Below are 22,471 nucleotides of genomic sequence, written 5' to 3'. Positions count from 1 at the left end.
GCCGAACTTCCGTACGTTATGTCCGATTAAGGTGGAACATCAGGCATCTCCGTAGGCCTCGCCGCCCAGTTCGAAGCCTGCCGTACCCGCCGTCGCGTCGGCGAGCCAGGCACGGAAGCCGTCCACGTCCGCGTCCGGCAGCCCGATCTCGATGGCGACCTCCTCGCCGTAGCGGACGTCCCGGACCGCGCGTCCGGTGGCGCGCAGGTCGTTCTGCACCTTGCCGGCCCGCTGGTGGTCGACGGTCACCGTGGCCAGCCGGAAACGGCGCCGGGTGAGCGTGCCGAGCCTGTCCAGGGCCTCGCCGACGGCTCCGCCGTAGGCGCGGATGAGTCCACCGGCGCCGAGTTTGACGCCTCCGTAGTACCGGGTGACGACCGCGACGACGTAGCGCATCTCACGGCGCAGCAGCATCTGCAGCATGGGGACGCCCGCCGTGCCGCCCGGCTCGCCGTCGTCGCCGGCCTTCTGCACGGAGGCGTCGGCGCCGATGACGTAGGCCCAGCAGTTGTGCGTGGCGTCGGCGTGCTCCTTGCGAACCGACGCGATGAAGTCCTGTGCCTCCTGCTCGGTGGCGGCCGGGGCGAGGGCGCACAGGAAGCGGGAGCGGTTGATCTCGATCTCGTGCACGCCCGCGCGGGCGACTGTGCGGTACTCGTCCTGCATCCGATCAGCGTATGCGGTGCCCGGGGGTGCCGGTCACGGGCGCGTGCGGGCGATGCGGCCACCGGCGGTCGGGCACGCGCGTGCCCGGGGCGGCTCGGCTCGCGCACCCGCACGCGCGCGTGCGCGCTACTTCTTCGGCCCGCGCGGCACGGTCAGCCAGGTCAGCAGCGCCGTGCCGGGGCCGAGGGCCGGCCAGCCGGTGCCGCGCCAGGAGAGGACGGCGACCGCGGACGTCGGGAACTTCGTCCGCACCCGCTCCAGCGTGTCGTCGAGACCGTCCCCGGCCAGTTCCAGGACCAGCTCCTCCAGACCGGGGTTGTGCCCGACGAGCAGCAGCGTCTCCACCTCGGCGGACGTCTCGCGGACGACCTCCAGCAGCTCCGGTGCGCCGGCCGCGTACAGCCGTCGGTCGTAACGCACCGGCGGCGGGGTGCCCCATTCGGCGGAGGCCAGCTCCCAGGTGCGGCGGGCGCGTACGGCTGTCGAGCACAGCGCGAGGTCGGGCAGGCAGTCGGCCTCGGCGAGGGCGCGTCCGGCGGCGGAGGCGTCGCGCAGACCACGCGGCGCGAGCGGCCTGGCACGATCCTCGACGCCCTCGGGCCGCGCGGACTTGGCGTGCCTCAGGACGACCAACCGACGCAGCGGACCCGCACCCGCCCGCGCGATCACGCGAGGCTCCCGAGACCGCGCGCGAGGTCGAGTGCCAACAGGCGGTCGGCGTAGACATATGTCTCGAAGCGGGCCCCGTCAGGCAGGTCCGGGGTGCTCTCCACGTCCCGCAGCACGTCCAGCACTGCGGGCAGGCCGAGGTCGTCCTCCCACGCGGAGCGCAGCCGCTCCCGCACCTCCTCGGGCACGGGCCGCGACGGCTGCCGCGCCCACGCGGCGACGGCCCGCCGCCACCGCGCCAACCGCCCGCCGGCCTCCTCCAGCGCGCCCGGGTCCAGCCGCACCGCCTCTCCACGTGGAACGGCGAGCAGGGCGAGCCGGAGAGCCGAGGGATCGGCGAGCAGGACGTCGAGGCGGGCGTCTTCCGACGAGGACGCACCCGCGCTCCGTCCGCTCACCGGCTCCTGCCCCGTCCACTCCACCGGTGCGACCCGCATCACGGGTCCGCTGCCGGAGGCGGCCGTGCGGTCGGCCGTCACCTGGATCGCCCGGGTCCTCGGCAGGCCCGGTGCGAGGTCGCGGGCGTCCTCGAAGGGGCGGACGGACAGGGCGGTCGCGGCGGCGCGGAGCCCGGCGGCGCGGTGGGGCGCGCTGAGGGTCGTCCAGACCGGGGTGCCGTCCAGTTCCAGGGCGCGGACCAGCAGGTCGGCGGTGAGCAGCACGCGCAGGGACGTCGCGTCGAGTCCGCAGGCGTGGGCCTCGACACGGGTCAGGCCGCGGCGGGCGGGCGCGGCGGGGACCAGCTCACCGGTTCGGGCGTCGAGGATGCGCAGCACGAGGTGAGCGTAGGCGGGCCGGCGGCCGTACGCGGGCATCTTGTGTCTGTTCAGGCCATGGTGGCGAGGGGGGGCAGGCCGGGGAATCCGGACCCGGCGCGCCGATGTTGCCCAGGCGAACAGTTCCCCGCAGCCCGAGGAGGCGGCCGTGTACGGCGACGAAGCGACGATCCGCAGGATCCTGACGGAGCTGGGCGACACCTGGGCGGTGGTCGGCCTGTCCGACAACCGGAGCCGGGCGGCGTACGGCGTGGCACAGGTGCTCCAGCGGTACGGCAAGCGGATCGTGCCGGTGCATCCGAAGGCCCGGACCGTGCACGGCGAGCGGGGCTACGCCTCCCTCGCGGAGATCCCCTTCGGCGTGGACGTGGTCGACGTCTTCGTCAACAGCGAGCTCGCCGGCGCGGTGGCCGACGAGGCCGTGACGAAGGGCGCACGGGCGGTGTGGTTCCAGCTCGGCGTCGTGGACCACGCGGCCTACAAACGTACCCGATCGGCCGGTCTGGACATGGTCATGGACCGGTGCCCGGCCATCGAAATTCCCCGTCTGGGCTAGCGAATCTAGCTTTCTACTCACAATTGAGCGCTGAATATTGACATTCCGACTAGGCATCTGACCTGTGACAAGACTGTGACCGAGCGTGCGGCCAAGACACCGGAGATCCCAGGTCAAAATTTGGTTAACACTCTTTTGCTCACTCGGAAAGCATCCCTAGCCTGTGGCCTCCTTGCTCGTTAATGCTGCGTATACGAACTGAGAGGCCACTTGACATGGCACAAGTCGACCAGGCTGCACCGGTAGCCACAAGCGACACCGGTGGTCTGCGACGCGACGTCGGACTCATTGGTCTGATGTGGGCCTCTGTTGGCTCCATCATCGGCTCCGGATGGCTCTTCGGTGCCGAGAAGGCGGTTGTGGCGGCCGGCCCCGCTGCGATCATCTCGTGGGTGATCGGAGCGGTGGCGATCGTGCTGCTGGCTCTCGTGCACGCCGAGCTCGGCGGCATGTTCCCGGTGGCCGGCGGTACCGCCCGCTACCCGCACTACGCCTTCGGCGGTCTGGCCGGTATGTCCTTCGGCTGGTTCTCCTGGCTGCAGGCCGCGACGGTGGCCCCGATCGAGGTCGAGGCCATGATCGGCTATGCCAAGCACTGGCACTTCGCCGACGGCTTCCAGCGTGCCAACGGCACGCTCACGGCCAGCGGCATCGCCGTCGCCGTTCTCCTCATGGCGGTGTTCGTCGCCGTGAACTTCCTCGGCGTCCGGATCCTCGCCCACACCAACAGCGCCGCCACCTGGTGGAAGATCGCGGTGCCGCTCGCGGCGATCTTCATCATCGCCATCGGCAACTTCCACCCGGGCAACTTCACCTCCGAGGGCTTCGCCCCGAAGGGTGCCGCGGGTGTGCTCGGCGCGATCAGCTCCAGCGGCATCATCTTCGCGCTGCTCGGCTTCGAGCAGGCCATCCAGCTGGCCGGTGAGAGCCGCAACCCGAAGCGCGACCTGCCGCGCGCCACGCTCGGCTCGGTGGCGATCGGCGCCGTGATCTACCTCCTGCTCCAGGTCGTGTTCATCGCCGCCCTGCCGCACGCCTCCTTCGCCAAGGGCTGGGCGAACCTGAACTACACGGGCATCAGCGGCCCCTGGGCGGGTCTCGCCACGCTGTGCGGCCTGGGCTGGCTGGCCTGGGTGCTGTACGCCGACGCGATCATCTCCCCCGGCGGCACCGGCCTGATCTACACCACGGCCACCTCCCGTATCTCCTACGGCCTGGCCAAGAACGGCTACGCGCCGAAGGCGTTCGCCAAGACGGACAAGCGCGGTGTGCCGTGGTTCGGCCTCGCGATCTCGTTCGTGACCGGTGTGATCTGCTTCCTGCCGTTCCCGAGCTGGCAGGAGCTGGTCAGCTTCATCACCTCGGCGAGCGTGCTGATGTACGCGGGCGCCCCGCTGGCCTACGGCGTCTTCAAGGACCGGCTGCCGAACCACGAGCGTCCGTACAAGCTGCCCGCCGGCAACATCATCTCGCCGCTGTCCTTCGTGGTCGCCAACCTGATCATCTTCTGGTCCGGCTGGGACACGCTGTGGCGCCTGGGCTGCGCGATCCTGATCGGCTACGTACTGCTCGGCTCCTACGCCTGGTACGCGATCGGCAAGAACCTGCCGGGCGCGCCCCGGCTGGACTTCAAGGCCGCGCAGTGGCTGCTGCCCTACCTGGCGGGCATCGGCGTGATCTCCTACTTCAGCACCTTCGGCGGTACCGGTGACCTGCCGCTGTGGTGGGACATCCTGGTCGTCTCGGTGTTCTCGCTCGTCATCTACTACTGGGCCAAGGCGACCGCCTCCGCGCCCGAGCAGATCGAGCGCGACATCGAAGAAGTCGTCGTCACCGACGCCCCCGCGCACTGACCCGCTCTCCCCTGGTGTCCCGTCGGCCGTTCGCGGCTGACGGGACACCGTCATAATGCGGGGATGATCTCCCCTTCCCCCCACGGCGACTCCGCGCGCGACGAACGCCACACGGTGGTCGTCGTGGGCGCCGGGCCCGCCGGGCTCACCGTCGGCAGCATCCTGCGGGCCGCCTCCGTCGACTGTGTCGTCCTGGAGACCGAGAGCCGGCAGTTCATCGAGACCCGGCCGCGTGCCGGGGTCGTCGAGCACTGGGCGGTGCGCGAACTGGACCGCCGCGGTCTGTCCGAGCGGCTCCCGGAACGGGCCGAGTCGCACGCCGCCTGCGAGTTCCGCTTCGACGGCGAGCGCCACCGCTTCGACTACGCCGCCCTGACGGGCAGTCGTCATTACGTGTACCCGCAGCCGTTGCTGGTGACGGACCTGGTGCGGGAGTACGCCGACGTACGCGGCGGCGACATCCGCTTCGGCGTGCGGGACGTCACGCTGCACGACCTGGACTCCGACCGGCCGGCGGTGTCGTACCGCTGCCCGCAGACGGGTGAACGGCGGCTGCTGCGCTGCGACTTCGTCGCGGGCTGCGACGGGGCGCGGGGGGTGAGCCGGGACGCGATACCCGCCGCGCGGAGGCGGATCGCGCGGCAGGACGACAACATCGGCTGGCTGGCGCTGCTCGCGGAGGTCCCGCCGTCGACGGACTGCGTGCTGTTCGGCATCCATCCGCACGGTTTCGCCGGGCAGATGCCGCGCAGCCCCGAGGTCACCCGGTTCTACCTCCAGTGCCCGCCCGGCGACGATCCGGGGAACTGGCCCGACGACAGGGTGTGGACCGAACTGCGCGAGCGGCTCGGCGCGGCCGGTGCACCTCCGCTCGCCGAGGGCCGGCTGACCGAGAAGCGCGTCCTGGACATGCACCACTACGTCGTCGAACCCCTCGTCCACGGGCGACTGTTCCTGGCCGGGGACGCCGGTCATCTGGTCGCGCCCATCGCGGCCAAGGGCATGAACCTCGCCCTGCACGACGCCTTCCTGCTCGGCGACGCGCTCACGGCGTACGTCACGAAGGGCGACGGCAGCGGCCTGGACGGCTACTCGGCGGCGTGCCTGCGCCGGGTGTGGGACTACCAGGAGTTCTCGCAGTGGCTGTCGGACATCTACCACGGTGTGGCGTCCGGCGATCCGTTCCGCGCCGGCACCACGCTGGCCCGGCTGCGTCGGCTGTTCACCTCGCCGGTCGCGGCGGCGGCCTTCGCCGAGCAGTATCTCGGGACGGCCGCCGCCTACTGACGCCCGGTGGGCTGCTCGGCGAGCAGGTGGTCCGCCGTCTTCAGCGCCTCCTCCACCAGTCTGCGCAGATGCCCGTGCGGGAGTGAGTAGACCACCCGGCGGCCCTCCTTGCGGGTCTTCACCAGTCCGGCGAGCCGTAGCCGACCCAGGTGCTGGCTGACGGCGGGACGGGCCGCACCACAGGCCTCGGTGAGGGTCGTGACGTCGGCCTCGTCGGTCGTCAGGGCGTGCAGCAGGGTGAGGCGGGTGCGGTCGCCGAGCAGGGCCATCAACTGGGCGGCGAGCGCGAACTGCTCCTCGCCCGGACTGCGCGGGTGCGCATGGTGCGCAGGTGACAGGTGCATGCGTGCGCTCATACGCACATAATGGTCCCGTGGGCGCCGCGCGTCCACTCCGCACACCGGAAGGGGACCCACGTGAACGACCGGCACGCACATCGGCACGGGTACATCCAGGGTCATGATCACGACCACGCAGGCGGCGCCCACGATCACACGGGCCACGCGCACGGTCACGGTCACGGTCACGAGGGCCACACCCACGACCGCGCGGATCATGCGCACGGCCAGGGCCACGCCGGTCACGTCGGCCACGCCCATGACCATGGGGACCATCCGCACACCACCGGCCTCCGCCACCGCCTCGCGCATCTGCTCACCCCGCACTCCCACGACAGCGCCGACAAGCTGGACCCGGCCATGGAGGCCTCGGCGCACGGGATGCGGGCGCTGTGGGTGTCCCTGGCCGTGCTGGGGGCGACCGCGCTGGCGCAGGCGGCCGTGGTGGCGGTCTCCGGCTCGGTGGCGCTGCTCGGGGACAGCGTGCACAACGCGGCGGACGCGCTGACCGCCGTCCCTCTCGGCATCGCCTTCGTGCTGGGCCGGCGCGCGGCGACCCGGCGGTTCACCTACGGCTACGGCCGCGCCGAGGATCTGGCGGGGCTGGTGATCGTGCTGACCATCGCCGCGTCGGCGGCCTTCGCCGCCTGGGTCGCCGTGGGGCGGCTGCTCGATCCGCGGCCGGTCGCGCACGTGCCGGCGGTCGCGGTCGCCGCGCTGGTCGGGTTCGTGGGCAACGAGTGGGTGGCGCGGTACCGGATCCGGGTTGGCCGGCAAATCGGCTCGGCCGCGCTGGTCGCCGACGGGCTGCACGCCCGCACCGACGGCTTCGCCTCGCTTGCGGTGCTGGTGGGCGCCGGAGGATCCGCCCTGGGCCGGCATCTCGCCGACCCGGTCGTCGGGCTGGCGATCACGGCCGCGATCGTGTTCGTGCTGCGCGACGCGGCGCGCGAGGTGTTCCGGCGGATGCTGGACGCCGTCGACCCGGCGCTGGTGGACCGGGCCGAGCGGGCGGTGCGGGACGTACCGGGCGTGCGCGAGGTGGGCGAACTGCGGCTGCGGTGGATCGGGCACCGGCTGCGGGCCGAACTCGCGGTCGTGGTGGACGGCGAGGCGACGCTGCGGCAGGCCCACGCGATCGCCGTGGAGACGGAACACGCCCTGCTGCACGCCGTACCGAGGCTTACGGCCGCCCTGGTGCACGCGGACCCCGCGCCGGCGCCGGGCGAGCGCGATCCTCACCTGGCTCTGGCCCACCATGTGACGGCGTGAGGGACAGATCCACTCGGGCGGAGACGGTTCCCCCCGGGCCAACCTGTCCTTCCGGCCCACCCCGCCCGGCGCTGCTCGCCCGGCCCGCCCCACGACGCTCGTCGCGCGCCCGGCCCGGCATTCCCGCGCGGCCCGCCCATCCCTGCCGGCCCGCGCTCCCCGTCCCGTCCGACCTGCCGATGTCCCGCCCAGCCCGACCCGCCCCCGGTTCTCGGCCGGCCGGTGACAGCGGTCCTCCGATCGCCGGTCTCAGGCGACCCCGAGCCCCTCCAGCACCACCGCGCCCGGCAGTTCCGCGAGGGCCTTGCCGGGCACCAGCAGCTTGCCGCGGCGGCGGCCGCTGCCGACGAGGACGTAGGGCAGGTCGACGACGGCCGCGTCGATGAACACCGGCCAGTCGGCGGGCAGTCCGACCGGGGTGACGCCGCCGTACTCCATGCCCGTCTCGCCGGTCGCCGTCTCCATCGAGGCGAAGGAGGCCTTGCGGGCGCCGAGCCGGCGGCGTACGACGCCGTTGACGTCGGCCCGGGTGGTGGAGAGCACCACACACGCCGCAAGGGTGGTCTCGCCGCCCCGCTTGCCCGCGACCACCACGCAGTTCGCCGACTGCTGCAGCAGTTCGCGGCCGTAGTGCTCCACGAAGACGGCCGTGTCGGCCCAGCGCGGGTCCGTCTCGACGTACAGGAGGCGGTCGGCGGGAACCGCGCCCCGCCAGTTGCGCACGGCGTCGGCGACCGGCGCGGTCAGCTCCTCGAGGCAGTCCGTGACGGGGGTGGCGGTGTCGAAGTCTCCGATGGGTGCGCGCATGTCCGCACGCTAACAGCCCGGGCGCGCGCGGTTCAGCGCACGGGCGGCACCGAGACGGCCATCACCATCTCCATCGGTACGTCGCCCTCGTTGCCGTAGGTGTGCGAGGTGCCGGCCTCGAACGTGGCGCTCGCGCCGGTCGGCACCAGGTGCTTGACGCCGTCCACGGTGAGGGTCAGTTCGCCCGCGGTGACGTGGACGAGTTCCACCGTGCCCACGGGGTGCGGCTCGGAGGGGCTCTGCTCCCCGGGCATCAGCCGCCAGTCCCACATCTCCAGCGGGCCGGGCGCCTCCGTGCCGGCGAGGAGGCGGTTGTAGCTGCCGGCGTCGGTGTGCCAGAGCCTTACAGCCTGTTCGGCGGGGACGATGCGGACGGTCGGGCCCTGCTCGTAGTCGAGCAGTGTGGTGATGCTGATGCCGAGCGCGTCACCGATCTTCACGACGGTGCCGATGCTGGGGTTCGTACGGGCCTGCTCGATCTGGATCAGCATGCCGCGGCTGACTCCCGCGCGGGCGGCGAGCGCGTCCAGGGTGAAGCCGCGCTCGGTGCGCCAGCGCTTGACGTTGCGCGCCAGGGACTGGGTCAGCAGGTCGAGGTCCGACACATCACGTCCATCGGGAAGAGGTCCGGGCCAGGCCCGGAGGGTCAGCTCCGGGAGTTCCGAAAGTCCAGTATTGAGGATGACAGAGTTCACTTCACTGAACTACGGTGAGGTGAACCCGATCGTTCATCAAACTGTACTGCGAGGCCGGCCGTGACAGCATTCTTCGCTCTGACCACCAGCCTTCTGTGGGGGCTGGCCGACTTCGGGGGCGGGCTGCTGACACGACGGACGCCCGCGCTGACGGTCGTGGTCGTCTCGCAGGCCATCGCGGCGGCCGTGCTGGGCGCGGTCGTCGTCGCGACCGGCGGATGGGGCGAGGCCGGGCCCCGCCTGTGGTTCGCCTTCGCCGCCGGGCTGGTGGGACCGGTCGCCCTGCTCTCCTTCTACCAGGCCCTCGCCCTCGGCCCCATGGGCGTCGTCTCGCCGCTCGCGACGCTGAGTGTGGCCGTGCCCGTGGGCGTGGGCCTGGTCCTCGGCGAGCGGCCGGGACTGCTCCAGGCCGCGGGCATCGCCGTGGCCGTCACAGGGGTCGTCCTCGCGGGCGGACCGCAGTTGCGCGGTGCACCCGTCCAGCGGCGGACGATCCTGCTCACGCTGGTCGCGGCACTGGGGTTCGGCACGGTCTTCGCTCTGATCACGGAGGCCTCCACCACCGTCACCGGCCTGTTCCTCGCCCTGTTCGTGCAGCGGCTGACCAATGTCGCGGTCGGCGGCGCCGCGCTCGCCGTCTCCGTGCGGCGGGGCGGCCGGGCGGTGCCCCAGGGCGGCTTCCCGTGGGCCTCACTGCCCGCGCTGGCCTTCGTCGGACTCGCCGACGTGGCCGCCAACGGCACCTACGCGGTCGCCGCCCAGCACGGCCCGGTCACCGTGGCGGCCGTGCTCGCCTCGCTGTACCCGGTGGTGACCGCCCTTGCCGCGCGCGGCTTCCTCAGCGAGCGGCTGCGCGCGATCCAGGCGGCGGGCGCGGGTCTGGCGCTGCTCGGCACCCTGCTGCTGGCGACGGGCTGAGTCAGCTCTCGGTCTCGAGTTGCGCGAGCCGGGCCACGTCGTCCTCGTCCAGTTCCGCCAGTGCCCGCAGCTGCTCCGGTGTCGTCCCCTCCGGGATCGGTACCGGTGCCGGGGTCCTCAGCGGCGGCTGCCACCCCTGGTCCGCCGTCCAGCGCCGGACGACCCGGGCGGGTGCCCCGGCCACCACGGCGTGATCGGGCACCGTGCCCCGCACCACAGCCCCGGCCGCGACGACCACGTTCCGGCCGATCCGGGCGCCCGGCAGGATCACCGCGCCGGTGCCGATCCAGCAGCCCGGGCCGATCTCCACGGGCTCCATGCGCGGCCACTGCCTGCCGATGGGCTGGTGCGGGTCGTCGTACGAGTGGTTGGTGGAGGTGACGTAGACGTAGGGGCCGAAGTAGCAGTCGCTGCCGATCACGACCGTCGTGTCCGCGATGACATGGCTGCCGCGGCCGAGGACCACGCCGTCGCCGATGCGCAGGATCGGCTCCGGCCCGAGGTCCAGGTCCGGCATCAGACCCGCGGTCAGCGTGACCTGTTCGGCGATGATGCAGTGCGCACCGAGGTGGATCCAGGGCTCGCCGAAGACCGTGCCGAGCGGGAAGGCGAGCCGGGTGGCTTCGCCGATCGAGCCGAACCTCAGGCGGCCGGGATGCTCGGCGGTGACGGAGCCCGTGCGTTGCGCCCACGCCCAGGCCGAGTGCACCACGCGCTGGGCGACGCGGCGGCGCCAGGACGAGAACGTGTTCTTGGGCTTCGGCACGCGCTTACGTTACTCATCGGTCGCCTCCGGCGAGAGGCCGGGCTGCTGTGATCTTTGCCCCAGCCCGTGACGTACCGTGCGGGTAGTCGCGGAGGCTGAGGAGACGGTGATGACACAGCAGGCGCTGATCGTGGGTATCGGCGGCAGGGAGCCGCGGGTCGATCCGGAGGCGTTCGTCGCGCCGACGGCTTGTGTGATCGGCGACGTCACGCTGCACGCGGGCGCCAGCGTCTGGTACGGCGCGGTGGTCCGGGGCGACGTCGAGAAGATCACCGTGGGGGCGCAGGCGAACGTCCAGGACAACGTCACCCTGCATGCGGACCCCGGGTTTCCGGTGCATGTCGGGGAACGGGTCTCCATCGGGCACAACGCCGTCGTCCACGGGGCGACCGTGGAGGACGACTGCCTCGTGGGGATGGGGGCGACCGTGCTCAACGGGGCCGTGATCGGTGCCGGATCGCTCGTCGCAGCCCAGGCGCTGGTGCCGCAGGGGATGCTCGTGCCGCCCGGGTCGCTGGTGGCCGGGGTGCCGGCGAAGGTGAGGCGGGAGCTCACCGAGGAGGAGCGGCAGGGGGTCACCCTCAACGGCACGCTGTATGCGGACTTGGCCGAGGCGCACAAGGACGTGCATCGCTAGCGCCTGTCGTCCGGCGACCACCGGTCGAGTGCGGCTCGTCGCGCCCACGCGACGGAGCCGCACATCGGTCCCACGCCCCGTTCGGGACGGTTCAGTCCCCGGCGCGCACCGGTTCCGCCTCTCGGTCCACCTGCCGCCGGGCCTTCTTCGCCTTGCGCTGGACGATCAGCATGGTGGCGAGGCCGAGGACCACAGCCGCCGCCAGCCCCACATACGAGAACTTCTTCAGCCAGCCTTCCGCGACCACGCCGACGTAGTACACGGCCGCCGTGGTGCCGCCCGCCCAGCAGATGCCGCCGAGGACGTTGGCGATCAGGAACTTCCAGTACGGCATGTGCAGGACGCCGGCGAGCGGGCCGGCGAAGATGCGCAGCAGGGCGATGAAGCGGCCGAAGAAGACTGCCCACATGCCCCACTTCTCGAACGACCGCTCGGCGGTCGCCACATGGCCCTCGCTGAAGTGCTTCGGGAATCTCTCGCCCAGCCAGGCCAGCAGCGGGCGTCCGCCCTTGCGGCCGATCGCGTAGCCGATGGAGTCGCCGACCACGGCGCCGGCGGTCGCGCACGCGCCGAGGACGACCGGATTGATGCCCGAGTGCTGGGAGGACATCAGCGCCGCAGAGACCAGGATGATCTCTCCTGGAAGCGGGATGCCCAGGCTCTCCACACCGATCACCAGGGCGACCACGGCGTACACGGCGGCCGCGGGCACCGAGTCGAGCCAAGCCTGGACGTGCACCGCGGGCTCCTCCCCTGTCGTCTTTCCCTGGCCGGTGGGGCACCGCATGCAAAGGGTGCCCCAAGGGAAGGCTACCCGGTCGACGGTGAACGGCGGCGCACGCGCAACCGCCCGGCGGCACCGTCCCGCCCCCGGTCCTTCGGTTTTCGGACATCCCCGTGTCACGCGGGTGGGGAAGGCTCCCCGCGGTTTCGCCCGACCCGCCTCCCCAGGTCCCCGCCGTGGGGCCCACTGCGGAAGGACGACGTCCCCGTGTCCTCACTTTCTCCGTCCCCCTCGCTCTCCGCCCCGCCGTACGTCCGGCCGGCGGATCCGCCGTGCTCGCGGACGGCGGATCCGCTTCCCGCCGCCTCGGCCGCGCTCCCCGGCCCCGGTCCCGGGACCACCCCCCGCCCGCGGTTCCTCCTCGGGGCCCGGCACCTGCGGCCGGCCCTTTGCCTGGCTCCGCTGTTGCTCGCCGCCGGCTGGGCGGTCGCCAACCGGCCGGTGATGTACGAGGGGGTACGGCGGCTGGTCGCAGCCGATCCCGGGTGGCTGCTGGCCGGGGCCGGTCTCACCGGCCTGAACTGTGTGGCGGCCGCCTGCGTCCGCCAGGGCGCACTGCCGGACCGGGTGCCGCCGAGGCTGCTGCTGGCCTCGCAGTTCGCCGCCGGCGCCGCCAACCACACGTTGCCGGGCGGACTGGGTGCGCATGCCGTCACCCTGCGTTTTCTGCGGGGCCAGGGGGTGCCGCCGGCCCGGGCCACCGCGTCGATCGGGCTGTACTCGCTGGCCAGGTCCAGTGCGAAGGCCATGGTGCTGCTGGTGTTCCTCGCGGCGTCCCCGGCCTGGCGGCGCCTCGGTGATCTGGTCCCGGACGGCCGACTGCTGGTCCCGGTCGCCGCGGTCGCCGGCGGGGCCGTCGTGGTGGCGGGGGTGCTGCTGACGGTCGTACGGCCGTTGCGGCGACCGCCCACCGGGCTGCTGCTGTCCGCACTCTCCGATGCCCGTGAGGTGCACACGCGGCCCTGCCGGGTGGTCGCGCTGTGGGGCGGGGCGGTGGCGATGCCGCTGGTGCAGGGGACCACGCTCGCCTGTGTGGGCGCCTCGCTCGGGTCGGGGTTGCCGTGGCACCACGCGGTGCTCGCCTGTCTCGCGGCGGGCACGGCCGTCGGCGCGGTTCCGGCGCCCGGCGGGCTGGCGGTCGACGCGGCGCTGGTGTGGACGCTGGTCGCCTTCGGCTGTGTACCGGCGACGGCCACCGCGACGGTCATCGGCTACCGGGTGCTGACCGACTGGGTACCGCTGCTGCCGGGCACGTTGCTGCTGTCGGCGCTGATCCGGGCCAAGGTGCTGTGAGTCCGGTCCGTTCATGACGAGCCGTCGGACGGCGGGCGCCGCACGGGCCGAGCCGACGGGGCAGCGGGCGCAGGAGGGCCGTTCCGGGCGCCGCCGACCTCGGCCGGAGCCGGGGCGCGGTGCCCCGACTCCGAGTCGGTGCAGCGATCAGGGGCCCGGCAACCGTCAGTTGAGCAGCGCGCCAACGGCCGGCGGCGCCGCGGCGACCGGACGCAGGACATGGTGCACCGCCCGTACCTCCCGGGCCGACGACACCGCATGGGGCGCCCACGGTCGATGACCGAGGGCCACCCGAGCGAACCGGGCCCTGTCCGAACCCCTCGACTCGCCCGCACCACGGCCGCCTTGCCGCTTCCCGGGCGAAATCTTCCCGTACGACGGCCCGCCGGCCCGCCCGTGGATGCGCCCTGGTGTCTGGCCCGCGGACGCTCCCGCCTCGCCACCGGTGCCTCCGCCCGCTGCGGCGCGGGTCCACCCTCCCCGGCCCGCCCCCGGTCGCGGCTCCCGGCGCCGGTCCGCCGTCACGCGGACTGACGGACCGTCAGTGACCGGGCCGAGCGCGAGATCCTCGCCCCGTGACAGCAGGACCTCGCCCTGCACGGTGAGGTCGTGGACCACCTCGCCGAGGTGCGCGAGGCGTCGGGGCGGCACGACGTTCTTCGCGCTGGAGCCGGCGGTGAGGCACAGGGAGGCGTCGGCGGCGCTGCGCAGCGACCCGTCGCCCTGGTACGACCATTGCTGTGCCGCGGCCGAGGAGCAGGGCGCGAGCCCGATGTCCGCGCCGGCCCGGACGGTGTCGCCTCGCACGTGAAGGCGGCGTCCGCAGGAGAGAACGCGCAGGCCGGCCCGGGCGACCGCGACGCCTTCTCCGGCCGAGGCGGCGGAGGGTGCGGTGGCGGGCAGGGTTCCGATGTCGCGCGGGTGCGTGGTGCGGCCGACGGGGGCGTTCCGGGTGGCGCCGGGCCCGCGGACACCGTTGTCCTCGGACCAGCTCCTGGCCACGAGGACGGTGGCGAGCAGCGCGAGCGAGGTCAGTCCGACGCCGATGACCACGGCCTTGCGCCGGCGGCTTCCAGAACCGGTGGTGCGGTGCCTGCCACCGGCGACCGGTGCCGCCGGGCCGGGCGCCGGGCCGCACGGAACCTCCTCGGCCGAACCGCGTCCGGGGCGTGAGTCGAGATAGCGGCGGGCGCCCCAGCCGAGCACGGTCTCGGCGAGCAGCAGGCCCGGACTGTCGTCGATCAACCCCAAGGTCTCGGCGGCGTGCCGGCAGTGCGCACAGGCCGTCAGATGCTGCCGCACGTCCGGCAGCAGGGCGCCGCCTCGCCGCAGGGGGATGTCCAGGAGCCGGTTGTGGAAGCGGCATTCCTTGGTGGGGGCGAGTTCCCGGTGGGCGCGTACGCAACCGGATCTGAATTGCTCGCGCGCCTGTTCCAGGGCGCCCGTCGCGGTGGCCGGGTCGATACCCAGCAGACCAGCGGGTATGTTTATCGGTTCCGCCTCCACCTCGGTGTGCCACAGAAGGCATTGCGAGGCGCCGGGAAGTGCCCGGAATGCGCGTTCGGCCAGTTGCCGTCTTTCCGGCGTTCCGGGCTTTGTCGCGCGCAGTCCGCGGCCTCCGGCGGTTTTGCGCAATTCCGGCAGCGTCGCGCAGGCCGCGTCGTCCGCCGCCCAGGCGCGGACGGTGTCGCGGACGGCGGCCAGCAGTTGCGGGCGCAGGGCGCCGCCGACGGCTCCGTCCGCCATCCGGCCGAGAACCTCGTGGAAGGCGGCGGTGGCGACGAGTTGGGCTGCGGGTCCCGCCGAGGTCAGACAGACGACGGCGTAGTCGCAGGCGGCCCGCCAGTGGCGGGCCAGCAGCAGGGCGACGGCGTGATGGCGGACGGTGTAGGGGCCGCCGAGGCCGGCGGCGAGATTGCGGTCGGACTCCCCGGGTGAACCGGGCAGCGGTGGATACGGCGGGCGCGGGGGGTGTGGGGACTGCACGGAACCATTTCCTTCCAGCCGCAGGACGGCATGCGAAATGCCGTCCTGTCGGAAAGCAGTGCCGATGTGGTGCATACCTGTCGGGCCGGCCTGGGCGTCGGACGCCCGCCTTTGCCCTCCCGCGGGAACGCTCACCTTCGCACAGGCGGCTCACGGGAAACAAGGAGTTCGATTGACCCGGCCTCAAAATCGGTGCAGCGCACAATAGTTACCGACGGTATCGCTTCCGTGGGACCGTTCCCACGTTTCTTTGGGCGCACTGTGCCGCCGGTACGTCGTCGCCATTCGCCGCCCCCCCATGGCGACACAACCCCCTTCATCGGCGCCGCCACGCGCCGTCAACGCGCCGACTCGTGTGCGAGGCGGAGGCCTTGATGCGGTCTCCCAAGGAGATCCAGGCGTTTCCCAGATCCGCGAACCTCCGCCCGAGCCCCCGGCCGCGGGGACACCGGCGGGGACCGGCGGCCGGCGCAGACGGCGTCAGGCGTTGCCGATGGCCGTCCGCGTGTCGCCGCCGGCCTTGTCGAGACGGCGGGTCGCCTCCTCGGCCGTGCAGTGGGCGAGGAGCATGACGACGGCGGTCTTGGCGTGGCCGTCGGCGGCCCGAAGCGCGTCGGCGGCGGTGTCGAGGTCGGCGCCGGTGGCCTGGACGACGATGCGGCGGGCCCGGTCGACCAGTTTCCCGTTGCCGGCCTTGACGTCGACCATGAGGTTTCCGTAGGCCTTGCCCAGACGCACCATCGAGGCGGTGGAGAGCATGTTGCAGACCATCTTCTCTGCGGTGCCCGCCTTCAGGCGGGTCGACCCCGTGAGGACCTCGGGCCCGGTGGGGATCTCGATCGGGATGTCGGCGTAGCGGCCGACGAGTGCGTCGCGGTTGCAGGCGACCGACACCGTGACGGCGCCCCGGGCGGCGGCGTGCCGCAACCCGCCGACGACGTAGGGCGTACGGCCGCTGGCGGCGAGCCCGACCACCGCGTCCCGGTCACTCACGCCGATCTCGTCCAGGTCGGCGACCGCCCGCTTCGGTTCGTCCTCGGCGCCCTCGACCGCCAGGACGAAGGCGCCCGGACCGCCGGAGAGCAGCCCCACGACCTGCCCGGGCGAGGTACCGAAGGTCGGCGGGCACTCGACGGCGTCGAGCAGGCCGATACGGCCGCTGGTGCCGGCGCCGATGTAGATCAGCCGCCCGCCGCGCCGCAGCGACTCGGTGATCGCCTCGACGGCGGCGCCGATCTGCGGGAGGGCGTCGCGCACCGCGAGGGCGACGGTCCGGTCCTCGTCGTTCATGACCGCGAGCAGTTCGGTGACCGGCATGCGGTCCAGATCGACGGTCCGCTCGTTGCGGGTCTCGGTGCCGAGTGTGCTGAGGTCCACGGCGCGGTCGTCCTTTCCCGGATGCTGGTGGTGCAGAGCAGTGTGGTGGTCAGTCGCCGGGCGCTGTGCGGCGCGGCGACGGCTGGCGCCTGCGGCGCTGGACCGCGCCGTAGGTCTTCTCCAGCGCCGCGGTCGTGGCCTCGTAGGACTGCTGGGCGACGCCGACGAACAGGCAGTCGATGAGTGCGAGTTGGGCGATGCGGCTGACGGTGGCGCCGGACCGGAAGGGCGTCTCCCGGGCGCAGGTCGTCAGCACGAGGTCCGCGCTCTCCGCGAGGGCGGAGCGCGGGACGTTGGTGAGGGCGATGGTGGTGGCGCCGCGTTCGGCGGCGGCCTGCAGGGGCTCGACGGTGTCCTCGGTCTCCCCGGAATGGGAGATGGCGAGGGCCACGTCGCCCGGACCGAGCAGGGCGGCGGCGGTGAGCGCGGCGTGCCGGTCGGCCCAGATGAATGCCACACGGCCGATGCGGTGCAACTTCTGGTGCAGGTCCTGGCCGACGAACGCGCTGGCGCCGACGCCGAAGATGTCGATCCTGCCCGCTCCCCCCAGGGCCTGAACGGCCCTGCCCAGCACGTCGACGTCCACTCCCGCCCCGGTGTCCTCCAGGGCACGCACCTCGTTGTAGACGATCTTGCGGATGATCTCGTCGAGGGTGTCGGTGGCGCTGATGTCGGTGCCCGGCGACGGGCGGTCTCCACTGAGGGCGTGCTCGCGGGCGGCGGCCGCGGCCAGCGCGAGGCGCAGTTGCGGGTAGTTGGTGATCTCTATCGCCCGGCAGAAGCGCATGACGGTCGCCACCGAGGTCTCGGCCCGCTCGGCGAGGGCACTGATGGACAGCTTCGCCGCCTGAGCCGGATCGGCGAGGACGGCCTCGGCCACGCGTCGCTCCGACGGCGCCAGGGACGACAGGGCCGTCCTGATGCGTGCCAGCGTGCCGGCGGCGGAGGCGTCCTCCGCGTGCCGGGCCGGTATGCGAGGTGGTTCGGTGCTGGCCATGGGACGTTCCTCCTGGCTGGGTGGCGTCACAGTAACCACGTGTCCCGCGGGTGTCAAAAATTTACGTATCCAATTGCGTGACGTTACTTATTGACATGTGAAGTCGGTCGTTCTGATACTCGCTGCACCGCGCTCCGCGCCGGTCACCTCGGCCTTCCGGCCGTCCGGGTGAGCTGCCGGAGGACGCATCCCGGATGACACGAAGGCGTGCCGTATGACAGCAGTAGTCGCGGTGGACCTGGGCAAGACCGGCTGCCGTGCCGCGTTGTGGAACGGCGGCGACGGTCCTGCCGGGCGGATCCACGAGGTGCCCGGAGCCCCCGGGCTCGCCGCCGAGAACGGAGTCGCGGCGGCCCGCACCGCCGTACTTGCCGCCGTGCTCCCCCTCCTCGAACACCGGCACGCGCCACGGCCTGCCGCGGTCTGCGTGGGGGCGGCGGGGGCGGCCGCAGCGCCGGAGGCCGCCCGGACGCTGGCCGGCCTGCTCCTCGACGACCTGCCCACGGACGAGGTGGCCGTCACCAGCGACGCCGTCACCGCCCACGCGGGCGCCCTCGGCTGCCGCCCCGGTGTGGTGCTCGCGATCGGCACCGGCTCCGTCGCCATCGGCGTCGGGAACGACGGGTCGTACGCCCGCGTCGACGGGTGGGGTCCCTGGCTCGGCGACGAGGGCAGCGGCGCCTGGATCGGCGCCGCCGGGCTGCGGGCCGCGCTGCGCGCCCATGACGGACGCGGCCCGGCGACGGCCCTGCTGGCCGCCGCCGCCGAACGCTTCGGCGACCCGGACCGGCTGCCGGTGGCCATCGGCCGCGACGGCAACCCCGCCCGCACCACCGCGTCCTTCGCGCCGGACGTCGCACGGCTGGCCGTGGTCGGCGACGTCGAGGCCTCGGCGATCATCCGGGACGCCGCCTGCGCGCTCGGCGAGGCCGTACTCGCCGCGGCGCGCCGCATCGGCGGCGACGCCCTCTCCGTCGCCCTCACCGGCGGACTCACCGGCCTCGGCGAACCGCTGCTGGGGCCGCTGCGCTCGGCACTGTCCCGCTCCGCGCTCCCCCTGCATGTGCGGCGCCCGCTCGGGCAACCGCTCGACGGCGCGCGCCTGCTGGCGCTGGACGCCCGCGCACCGCACGAGCCGCACGTCGTCCGCGTCCGGCGGTCGGCGCCCTTCTCCCCCGTCCCCACCCCGCCGGTGCCCCCGCCGGCCGTCGCTTAGGAGTGAGCGTGCGTCAACTCGACCTCGTGGTGGTCGTCGTCTATCTGGTGGCGATCGCCGTGATCGGACTGCGCCTGGCCGGCCGGCAGAGCACCTCGAAGGACTACTTCGTCGGCGAGGGCCGCATGCCGTGGTGGACGGTCTCGTTCTCCGTGGTGGCCACCGAGACCAGCGTGCTCACCGTCATCAGCGTGCCCGGCGGCGCGTACAGCGGGCAGGGCTTCGGGAACGTCGAACTGGCCCTCGGCTACGTCATCGGCCGCGTCGTCGTGGCCACCGTGCTGATCCCCCTGTACAAGCGCGGCGGCTTCGTCAGCGCCTACCAGTACCTGGGCAGCCGATTCGGGCTCAGGCTGCAGGGGCTCGCCTCGGTGACGTTCGTCTTCACCCGGCTCCTCGCCGAGGGCGTCCGGCTGTTCGCCTCCGCGATCCCGATCAAGCTGCTGCTCGACGAGTTCGGGGTGCACGCGAGCTACCGACTGATCATCATCGTGCTCACAGCGATCACCGTCGTCTACACCTACCTCGGCGGCATCAAGGCCGTCATCTGGACCGACGCCATCCAGATGGCCCTGTACCTGGGCGGCGCGATCCTCGCCATCGCCGTGCTGTCCGGCCACGTCGGCGCCGACGGCTTCTCCAGCGCCCTGCACTCGGACCACTTCCGGCTGTTCGACACCGACTTCACCCTGGCGCACGTCCTGACCAGCCCGTTCGCCCTGCCGACCGCGATCATCGGCGGCGCGATCTTCGCGATGGCCAGCCACGGCTCGGACCAGCTGATCGTCCAGCGCGTCCTGGCGACCCGCTCGCTGCGCGACGGCCAGAAGGCCATGATCGCCTCCGGTGTCTTCGTCACCCTCCAGTTCGCCGCCTTCTCGCTCGTCGGCGCCCTGCTGTGGTCGTACGACAAGGGCAAGGACTTCAAGTCCCTGGGCCTGACCAGCTCCGACAACCTCTACCCGCAGTTCATCCTGCACGGGCTGCCGGTGGTGATCTCCGGTCTGCTCGTGGCGGGCATCCTCGGCGCCGCGATGGGCTCGCTGTCCTCGGCCCTGAACTCCATGTCGAACTCGACGGTCGCCGACATCATCCACAGCTTCTTCCGCGGCACGCCGTCGGAGGAGTCGCTGCTGAGGCTCGCCCGCGTGATGACGCTGGTGTGGGCGGTGCTGATGGCGGTATTCGCCTGTGCCTTCAGCACCAGCACCGGCAACGTCTATCTGACGGGTCTGACGATCGCGGGCTACACCTACGGCGCCCTGCTCGGCGCGTTCCTGCTCGGGCGTCTGGTCCGGCGCGCCAACGAGGTCGACTCCGTCGCCGCGTTCCTGGTGACGGTCGGCGTGATGACGTACGTCGTGCGCAGCGTCAAGATCGACGTCCACGTGGCCGGTGTCACCGTGCCGACCGCCATCGCCGCCCAGTGGCTGGTGCCGATCGGCGTGGTCGTCACCCTGGTCGTCGGCGGCCTGGCGAGCCTGCTCCACCGCGCCTCCGAGGCCGCCGCGATCCCGGCGGCCGAGGACGGAACGGGCTCCGGCACCGGCCGCGTCGCCACCGCCGCCGGCACCGACTGACGGCGCGCCCGTCCCACCCGGTGCGGGGCCTCAGCAGCCCCGGACCCGCACCCCCGACACCCGAGGGAGAAGCCATGCCACTGCGTCGACCGACACCGCCCGCGCGGCGGACTCGGCACCGGGAGGCGCCGTGCGCGTGATCGGGCTGATGTCGGGCACCTCCTACGACGCCATCGAGGCCGCAGCCGGGGACCTCGCGCTGGACGGCGACACCCTGCTCCTGCGGCCCCTCGGTCACCTCTCCGCGCCCTACCCGGACGAGCTGAGGGACCTGATCGGCTCCACCCTGCCGCCGTCCACGACGACCACGCAGGCCGTCTGCGCCCTGGACACCGGCGTCGGCCAGGCCTTCGCCGACGCCGCCGGCCGTGCGCTGCGCGAGCTGTGCGAGGACAGCGCCGACCTCGTGGTCTCGCACGGCCAGACCGTGCACCACTGGGTCGAGGACGGCACCGTCCGCGGCACGCTCCAACTCGGCCGACCCGCCTGGATCGCCGAGGCCACCGGGCTCCCGGTCGTCTCCGACCTGCGCAGCCGGGACGTGGCCGCGGGCGGGCAGGGCGCCCCGCTGGTCGGCATGACCGACGCTCTTCTGCTGCGCGCCCTGCCCGGCACGCCGGCCGCGCTGAACCTCGGCGGCATCGCCAACGTCACCGTCCTCGCACCCGACGCCGAACCGCTGGCCTACGACACCGGCCCCGCCAACGCCCTGCTGGACGCGGCCGTACGGCACTTCACCGCCGGCGCCGCCACCTGTGACAAGGACGGGCGCAGGGCCGCCACCGGCCGGACCAGCCCCGGACTGCTGCGCGTCCTCCTCGACGACCCCTACTACCGCAGGCCCGCCCCGAAGAGCACCGGCAAGGAGCACTTCCACCTGCCCTACCTGCAAAGGGCGCTGGAGGCGGTGCCCACCCCTGACCCCGACGACGTCCTGGCCACCCTGACCCGGCTCACCGCCGTCACCGTGGCCGACGCCTGCCGCGTCCACGGGGTCACCGAACTCGTCGTCTCCGGCGGCGGCACCCGCAACCCGGTGCTCATGCGCATGATCGGCGAGGAGTTGCCCGGCGTACGACTGCGGCCCAGCGACGACCTGGGTCTGCCCTCGGACGCCAAGGAGGCTCTGGCCTTCGCCGTCCTCGGCTTCCTCACGGTCCACGGACTGCCCGGCACCCTGCCCTCGGGCACCGGCGCCCGCCGGGCCACGCTGCTGGGCAGCATCACTCCCGGTGCGGCGCCGTTGCGCCTGCCCGAACCCGCCGTACGGCCACCGCGCCTGCTGCGCGTCGACCGCCCCGCCGACTGAACGGCCGCGGCGCGGATCCACGAGCCCCACCGCCGCCACACCACGAGCCCCGGAGCGGGCCGCCGGTCTCCCGGAGCTGCCGGCCTGGTGCGTCGGCCACCCGTCCCGGCGACCACCGACGTGCCCCGCCGGGTCTCCGCAGCGCACGACGCGTCGCCGTACCTCTTCATGCCGCGGGCCGTCGTGCGCGTCGGCGGCTCGCCCCTGCCGCCTCAGCCGTTCAGCCGCAGCGTCCACACCACCGTCATCTCACCGGTGACGGCGCCGTCCTCGCGCCGTACGGCGATGTCGACCGGAAACTCCGGCCGCCCACCGGCGTCGAGTTCGGCGACGACCTCCGACGCCGAACGGCCCAGGGTCGCCGTGGCGGTCACCGGCCCCATCGCCAGCTTCTTGTAGGCGATCTCGGCCCGTACCGCGAGCGGCACCGCGCGCGAGAGCTGGTCGCCGAAGGCCGTGAGCACGATGGCACCACTGGCGGACTCGGCCAGCGTGAACATCGCGCCGGCATGCGGGCCGCCGATGTGGTTGTGGTAGTCCGGCTGGTCGGGCAGCCGCAGCACGGCACGCTCCTGGCCGACCTCGACGAACTCCAGGTTCAGGGTCCGCACCATCGGAACGGCGGCGGCCAGCATCTCGCCCATCGAGGCGTTCTCAACTGTCATGGACCAGATGTTACTGACGAGTAG

General features: G+C 72.8%; 22 protein-coding genes. 10 read left to right on the top strand and 12 right to left on the bottom strand.

What is annotated here, in order from left to right:
- Positions 1-39: 39 nt before the first annotated feature.
- From AC5WRT_RS10650 to AC5WRT_RS10640, 3 genes are all read right to left on the bottom strand, one after another.
- Entirely contained in the window at positions 40-666 is a 627-nt protein-coding gene (locus AC5WRT_RS10650) for a YigZ family protein (protein WP_496092734.1), read from the bottom strand.
- 126 nt (positions 667-792) lie between these two features.
- Entirely contained in the window at positions 793-1,335 is a 543-nt protein-coding gene (locus AC5WRT_RS10645) for a SixA phosphatase family protein (protein WP_496092733.1), read from the bottom strand.
- Positions 1,332-2,111, bottom strand: a complete 780-nt coding sequence (locus tag AC5WRT_RS10640; RefSeq protein WP_496092732.1) for a hypothetical protein — start codon at positions 2,109-2,111, stop codon at positions 1,332-1,334. Before AC5WRT_RS10640 ends, AC5WRT_RS10645 begins: the two co-directional genes overlap by 4 nt.
- 148 nt (positions 2,112-2,259) lie before the next feature.
- Here AC5WRT_RS10640 and AC5WRT_RS10635 point away from each other — a divergent pair, with 148 nt between their 5' ends.
- From AC5WRT_RS10635 to AC5WRT_RS10625, 3 genes are all read left to right on the top strand, one after another.
- Positions 2,260-2,667: a CoA-binding protein gene (locus tag AC5WRT_RS10635; RefSeq protein ID WP_496092731.1), complete on the top strand. Its 408-nt coding sequence runs from the start codon at positions 2,260-2,262 to the stop codon at positions 2,665-2,667.
- Between the two features lie 215 nt (positions 2,668-2,882).
- Positions 2,883-4,520 carry an APC family permease gene (locus AC5WRT_RS10630; RefSeq protein WP_496092730.1) on the top strand — a complete coding sequence of 546 codons (1,638 nt, stop codon included), beginning with the start codon at positions 2,883-2,885 and terminating at the stop codon, positions 4,518-4,520.
- A gap of 63 nt (positions 4,521-4,583) precedes the next feature.
- Positions 4,584-5,807, top strand: coding sequence for a 4-hydroxybenzoate 3-monooxygenase (locus AC5WRT_RS10625; protein ID WP_496100155.1), 1,224 nt, complete (start codon positions 4,584-4,586; stop codon positions 5,805-5,807).
- Here AC5WRT_RS10625 and AC5WRT_RS10620 read toward each other — a convergent pair.
- Complete coding sequence (locus AC5WRT_RS10620) at positions 5,801-6,163, bottom strand: ArsR/SmtB family transcription factor (protein ID WP_496092728.1); 363 nt, start codon at positions 6,161-6,163, stop codon at positions 5,801-5,803. The two genes, AC5WRT_RS10625 and AC5WRT_RS10620, sit on opposite strands and share 7 nt — an antisense overlap.
- A gap of 60 nt (positions 6,164-6,223) precedes the next feature.
- Between AC5WRT_RS10620 and AC5WRT_RS10615 the strand changes: the two genes are divergently transcribed.
- Entirely contained in the window at positions 6,224-7,417 is a 1,194-nt protein-coding gene (locus AC5WRT_RS10615) for a cation diffusion facilitator family transporter (protein WP_496100154.1), read from the top strand.
- 249 nt (positions 7,418-7,666) lie between these two features.
- Here AC5WRT_RS10615 and AC5WRT_RS10610 read toward each other — a convergent pair whose 3' ends face one another.
- Positions 7,667-8,224 carry a YbaK/EbsC family protein gene (locus tag AC5WRT_RS10610; protein ID WP_496092726.1) on the bottom strand — a complete coding sequence of 186 codons (558 nt, stop codon included), beginning with the start codon at positions 8,222-8,224 and terminating at the stop codon, positions 7,667-7,669.
- Positions 8,225-8,256: 32 nt separating this feature from the next.
- Positions 8,257-8,829 (bottom strand): XRE family transcriptional regulator, encoded by a 573-nt coding sequence (locus AC5WRT_RS10605; protein ID WP_496092725.1) that lies wholly within the window; start codon positions 8,827-8,829, stop codon positions 8,257-8,259.
- A 150-nt stretch (positions 8,830-8,979) separates the two neighbouring features.
- Between AC5WRT_RS10605 and AC5WRT_RS10600 the strand changes: the two genes are divergently transcribed.
- Positions 8,980-9,837: an EamA family transporter gene (locus AC5WRT_RS10600; protein ID WP_496100153.1), complete on the top strand. Its 858-nt coding sequence runs from the start codon at positions 8,980-8,982 to the stop codon at positions 9,835-9,837.
- 1 nt (position 9,838) lies between these two features.
- Here AC5WRT_RS10600 and AC5WRT_RS10595 read toward each other — a convergent pair whose 3' ends face one another.
- Positions 9,839-10,603, bottom strand: a complete 765-nt coding sequence (locus AC5WRT_RS10595) for an acyltransferase (RefSeq protein ID WP_496092723.1) — start codon at positions 10,601-10,603, stop codon at positions 9,839-9,841.
- A gap of 109 nt (positions 10,604-10,712) precedes the next feature.
- Between AC5WRT_RS10595 and AC5WRT_RS10590 the strand changes: the two genes are divergently transcribed.
- Positions 10,713-11,240, top strand: a complete 528-nt coding sequence (locus AC5WRT_RS10590; protein ID WP_496092722.1) for a gamma carbonic anhydrase family protein — start codon at positions 10,713-10,715, stop codon at positions 11,238-11,240.
- 91 nt (positions 11,241-11,331) lie between these two features.
- Here the strand turns inward: AC5WRT_RS10590 and AC5WRT_RS10585 are convergent, their stop codons facing one another.
- Positions 11,332-11,979, bottom strand: coding sequence for a DedA family protein (locus tag AC5WRT_RS10585; RefSeq protein ID WP_496092721.1), 648 nt, complete (start codon positions 11,977-11,979; stop codon positions 11,332-11,334).
- 252 nt (positions 11,980-12,231) lie between these two features.
- On the opposite strand from AC5WRT_RS10585, the gene AC5WRT_RS10580 reads away from it, so the two are divergent.
- Positions 12,232-13,317: a lysylphosphatidylglycerol synthase transmembrane domain-containing protein gene (locus AC5WRT_RS10580; RefSeq protein ID WP_496092720.1), complete on the top strand. Its 1,086-nt coding sequence runs from the start codon at positions 12,232-12,234 to the stop codon at positions 13,315-13,317.
- Between the two features lie 165 nt (positions 13,318-13,482).
- Here AC5WRT_RS10580 and AC5WRT_RS10575 read toward each other — a convergent pair whose 3' ends face one another.
- From AC5WRT_RS10575 to AC5WRT_RS10565, 3 genes are all read right to left on the bottom strand, one after another.
- Entirely contained in the window at positions 13,483-15,303 is a 1,821-nt protein-coding gene (locus AC5WRT_RS10575) for a ricin-type beta-trefoil lectin domain protein (RefSeq protein WP_496100152.1), read from the bottom strand.
- A gap of 480 nt (positions 15,304-15,783) precedes the next feature.
- A complete protein-coding gene (gene murQ / locus AC5WRT_RS10570; RefSeq protein ID WP_496092718.1) occupies positions 15,784-16,680 on the bottom strand; it encodes an N-acetylmuramic acid 6-phosphate etherase in 897 nt (298 codons plus the stop codon).
- A 49-nt stretch (positions 16,681-16,729) separates the two neighbouring features.
- On the bottom strand, positions 16,730-17,677 hold the full coding sequence (locus AC5WRT_RS10565; protein WP_496100151.1) for a MurR/RpiR family transcriptional regulator: 948 nt from the start codon (positions 17,675-17,677) through the stop codon (positions 16,730-16,732).
- A gap of 214 nt (positions 17,678-17,891) precedes the next feature.
- Between AC5WRT_RS10565 and AC5WRT_RS10560 the strand changes: the two genes are divergently transcribed.
- From AC5WRT_RS10560 to AC5WRT_RS10550, 3 genes are all read left to right on the top strand, one after another.
- Positions 17,892-18,893, top strand: a complete 1,002-nt coding sequence (locus tag AC5WRT_RS10560) for an N-acetylglucosamine kinase (RefSeq protein WP_496100150.1) — start codon at positions 17,892-17,894, stop codon at positions 18,891-18,893.
- 8 nt (positions 18,894-18,901) lie between these two features.
- On the top strand, positions 18,902-20,473 hold the full coding sequence (locus tag AC5WRT_RS10555) for a sodium:solute symporter (RefSeq protein WP_496092715.1): 1,572 nt from the start codon (positions 18,902-18,904) through the stop codon (positions 20,471-20,473).
- Positions 20,474-20,603: 130 nt separating this feature from the next.
- Positions 20,604-21,782 carry an anhydro-N-acetylmuramic acid kinase gene (locus AC5WRT_RS10550; RefSeq protein ID WP_496100149.1) on the top strand — a complete coding sequence of 393 codons (1,179 nt, stop codon included), beginning with the start codon at positions 20,604-20,606 and terminating at the stop codon, positions 21,780-21,782.
- Positions 21,783-21,994: 212 nt separating this feature from the next.
- Here AC5WRT_RS10550 and AC5WRT_RS10545 read toward each other — a convergent pair whose 3' ends face one another.
- Positions 21,995-22,447: a DUF4442 domain-containing protein gene (locus tag AC5WRT_RS10545; protein WP_496092713.1), complete on the bottom strand. Its 453-nt coding sequence runs from the start codon at positions 22,445-22,447 to the stop codon at positions 21,995-21,997.
- Positions 22,448-22,471 lie beyond the last annotated feature (24 nt).

It is taken from the genome of Streptomyces sp. NTD91 (assembly GCF_059510455.1).
Note: the sequence above shows the minus strand (reverse complement) of the source record. Positions and strands in the feature narration are given on the sequence as shown.

Bases quoted from the DNA above. Each gene is read 5' to 3' on its own strand.
- AC5WRT_RS10560 (WP_496100150.1), top strand. From the start codon at position 17,892: ATGACAGCAGTAGTCGCGGTGGACCTGGGCAAGACCGGCTGCCGTGCC.
- AC5WRT_RS10545 (WP_496092713.1), bottom strand. From the start codon at position 22,447: ATGACAGTTGAGAACGCCTCGATGGGCGAGATGCTGGCCGCCGCCGTT.
- AC5WRT_RS10590 (WP_496092722.1), top strand. From the start codon at position 10,713: ATGACACAGCAGGCGCTGATCGTGGGTATCGGCGGCAGGGAGCCGCGG.
- AC5WRT_RS10565 (WP_496100151.1), bottom strand. From the start codon at position 17,677: ATGGCCAGCACCGAACCACCTCGCATACCGGCCCGGCACGCGGAGGAC.
- AC5WRT_RS10650 (WP_496092734.1), bottom strand. From the start codon at position 666: ATGCAGGACGAGTACCGCACAGTCGCCCGCGCGGGCGTGCACGAGATC.
- AC5WRT_RS10630 (WP_496092730.1), top strand. From the start codon at position 2,883: ATGGCACAAGTCGACCAGGCTGCACCGGTAGCCACAAGCGACACCGGT.
- AC5WRT_RS10610 (WP_496092726.1), bottom strand. From the start codon at position 8,224: ATGCGCGCACCCATCGGAGACTTCGACACCGCCACCCCCGTCACGGAC.
- AC5WRT_RS10625 (WP_496100155.1), top strand. From the start codon at position 4,584: ATGATCTCCCCTTCCCCCCACGGCGACTCCGCGCGCGACGAACGCCAC.
- AC5WRT_RS10620 (WP_496092728.1), bottom strand. From the start codon at position 6,163: ATGAGCGCACGCATGCACCTGTCACCTGCGCACCATGCGCACCCGCGC.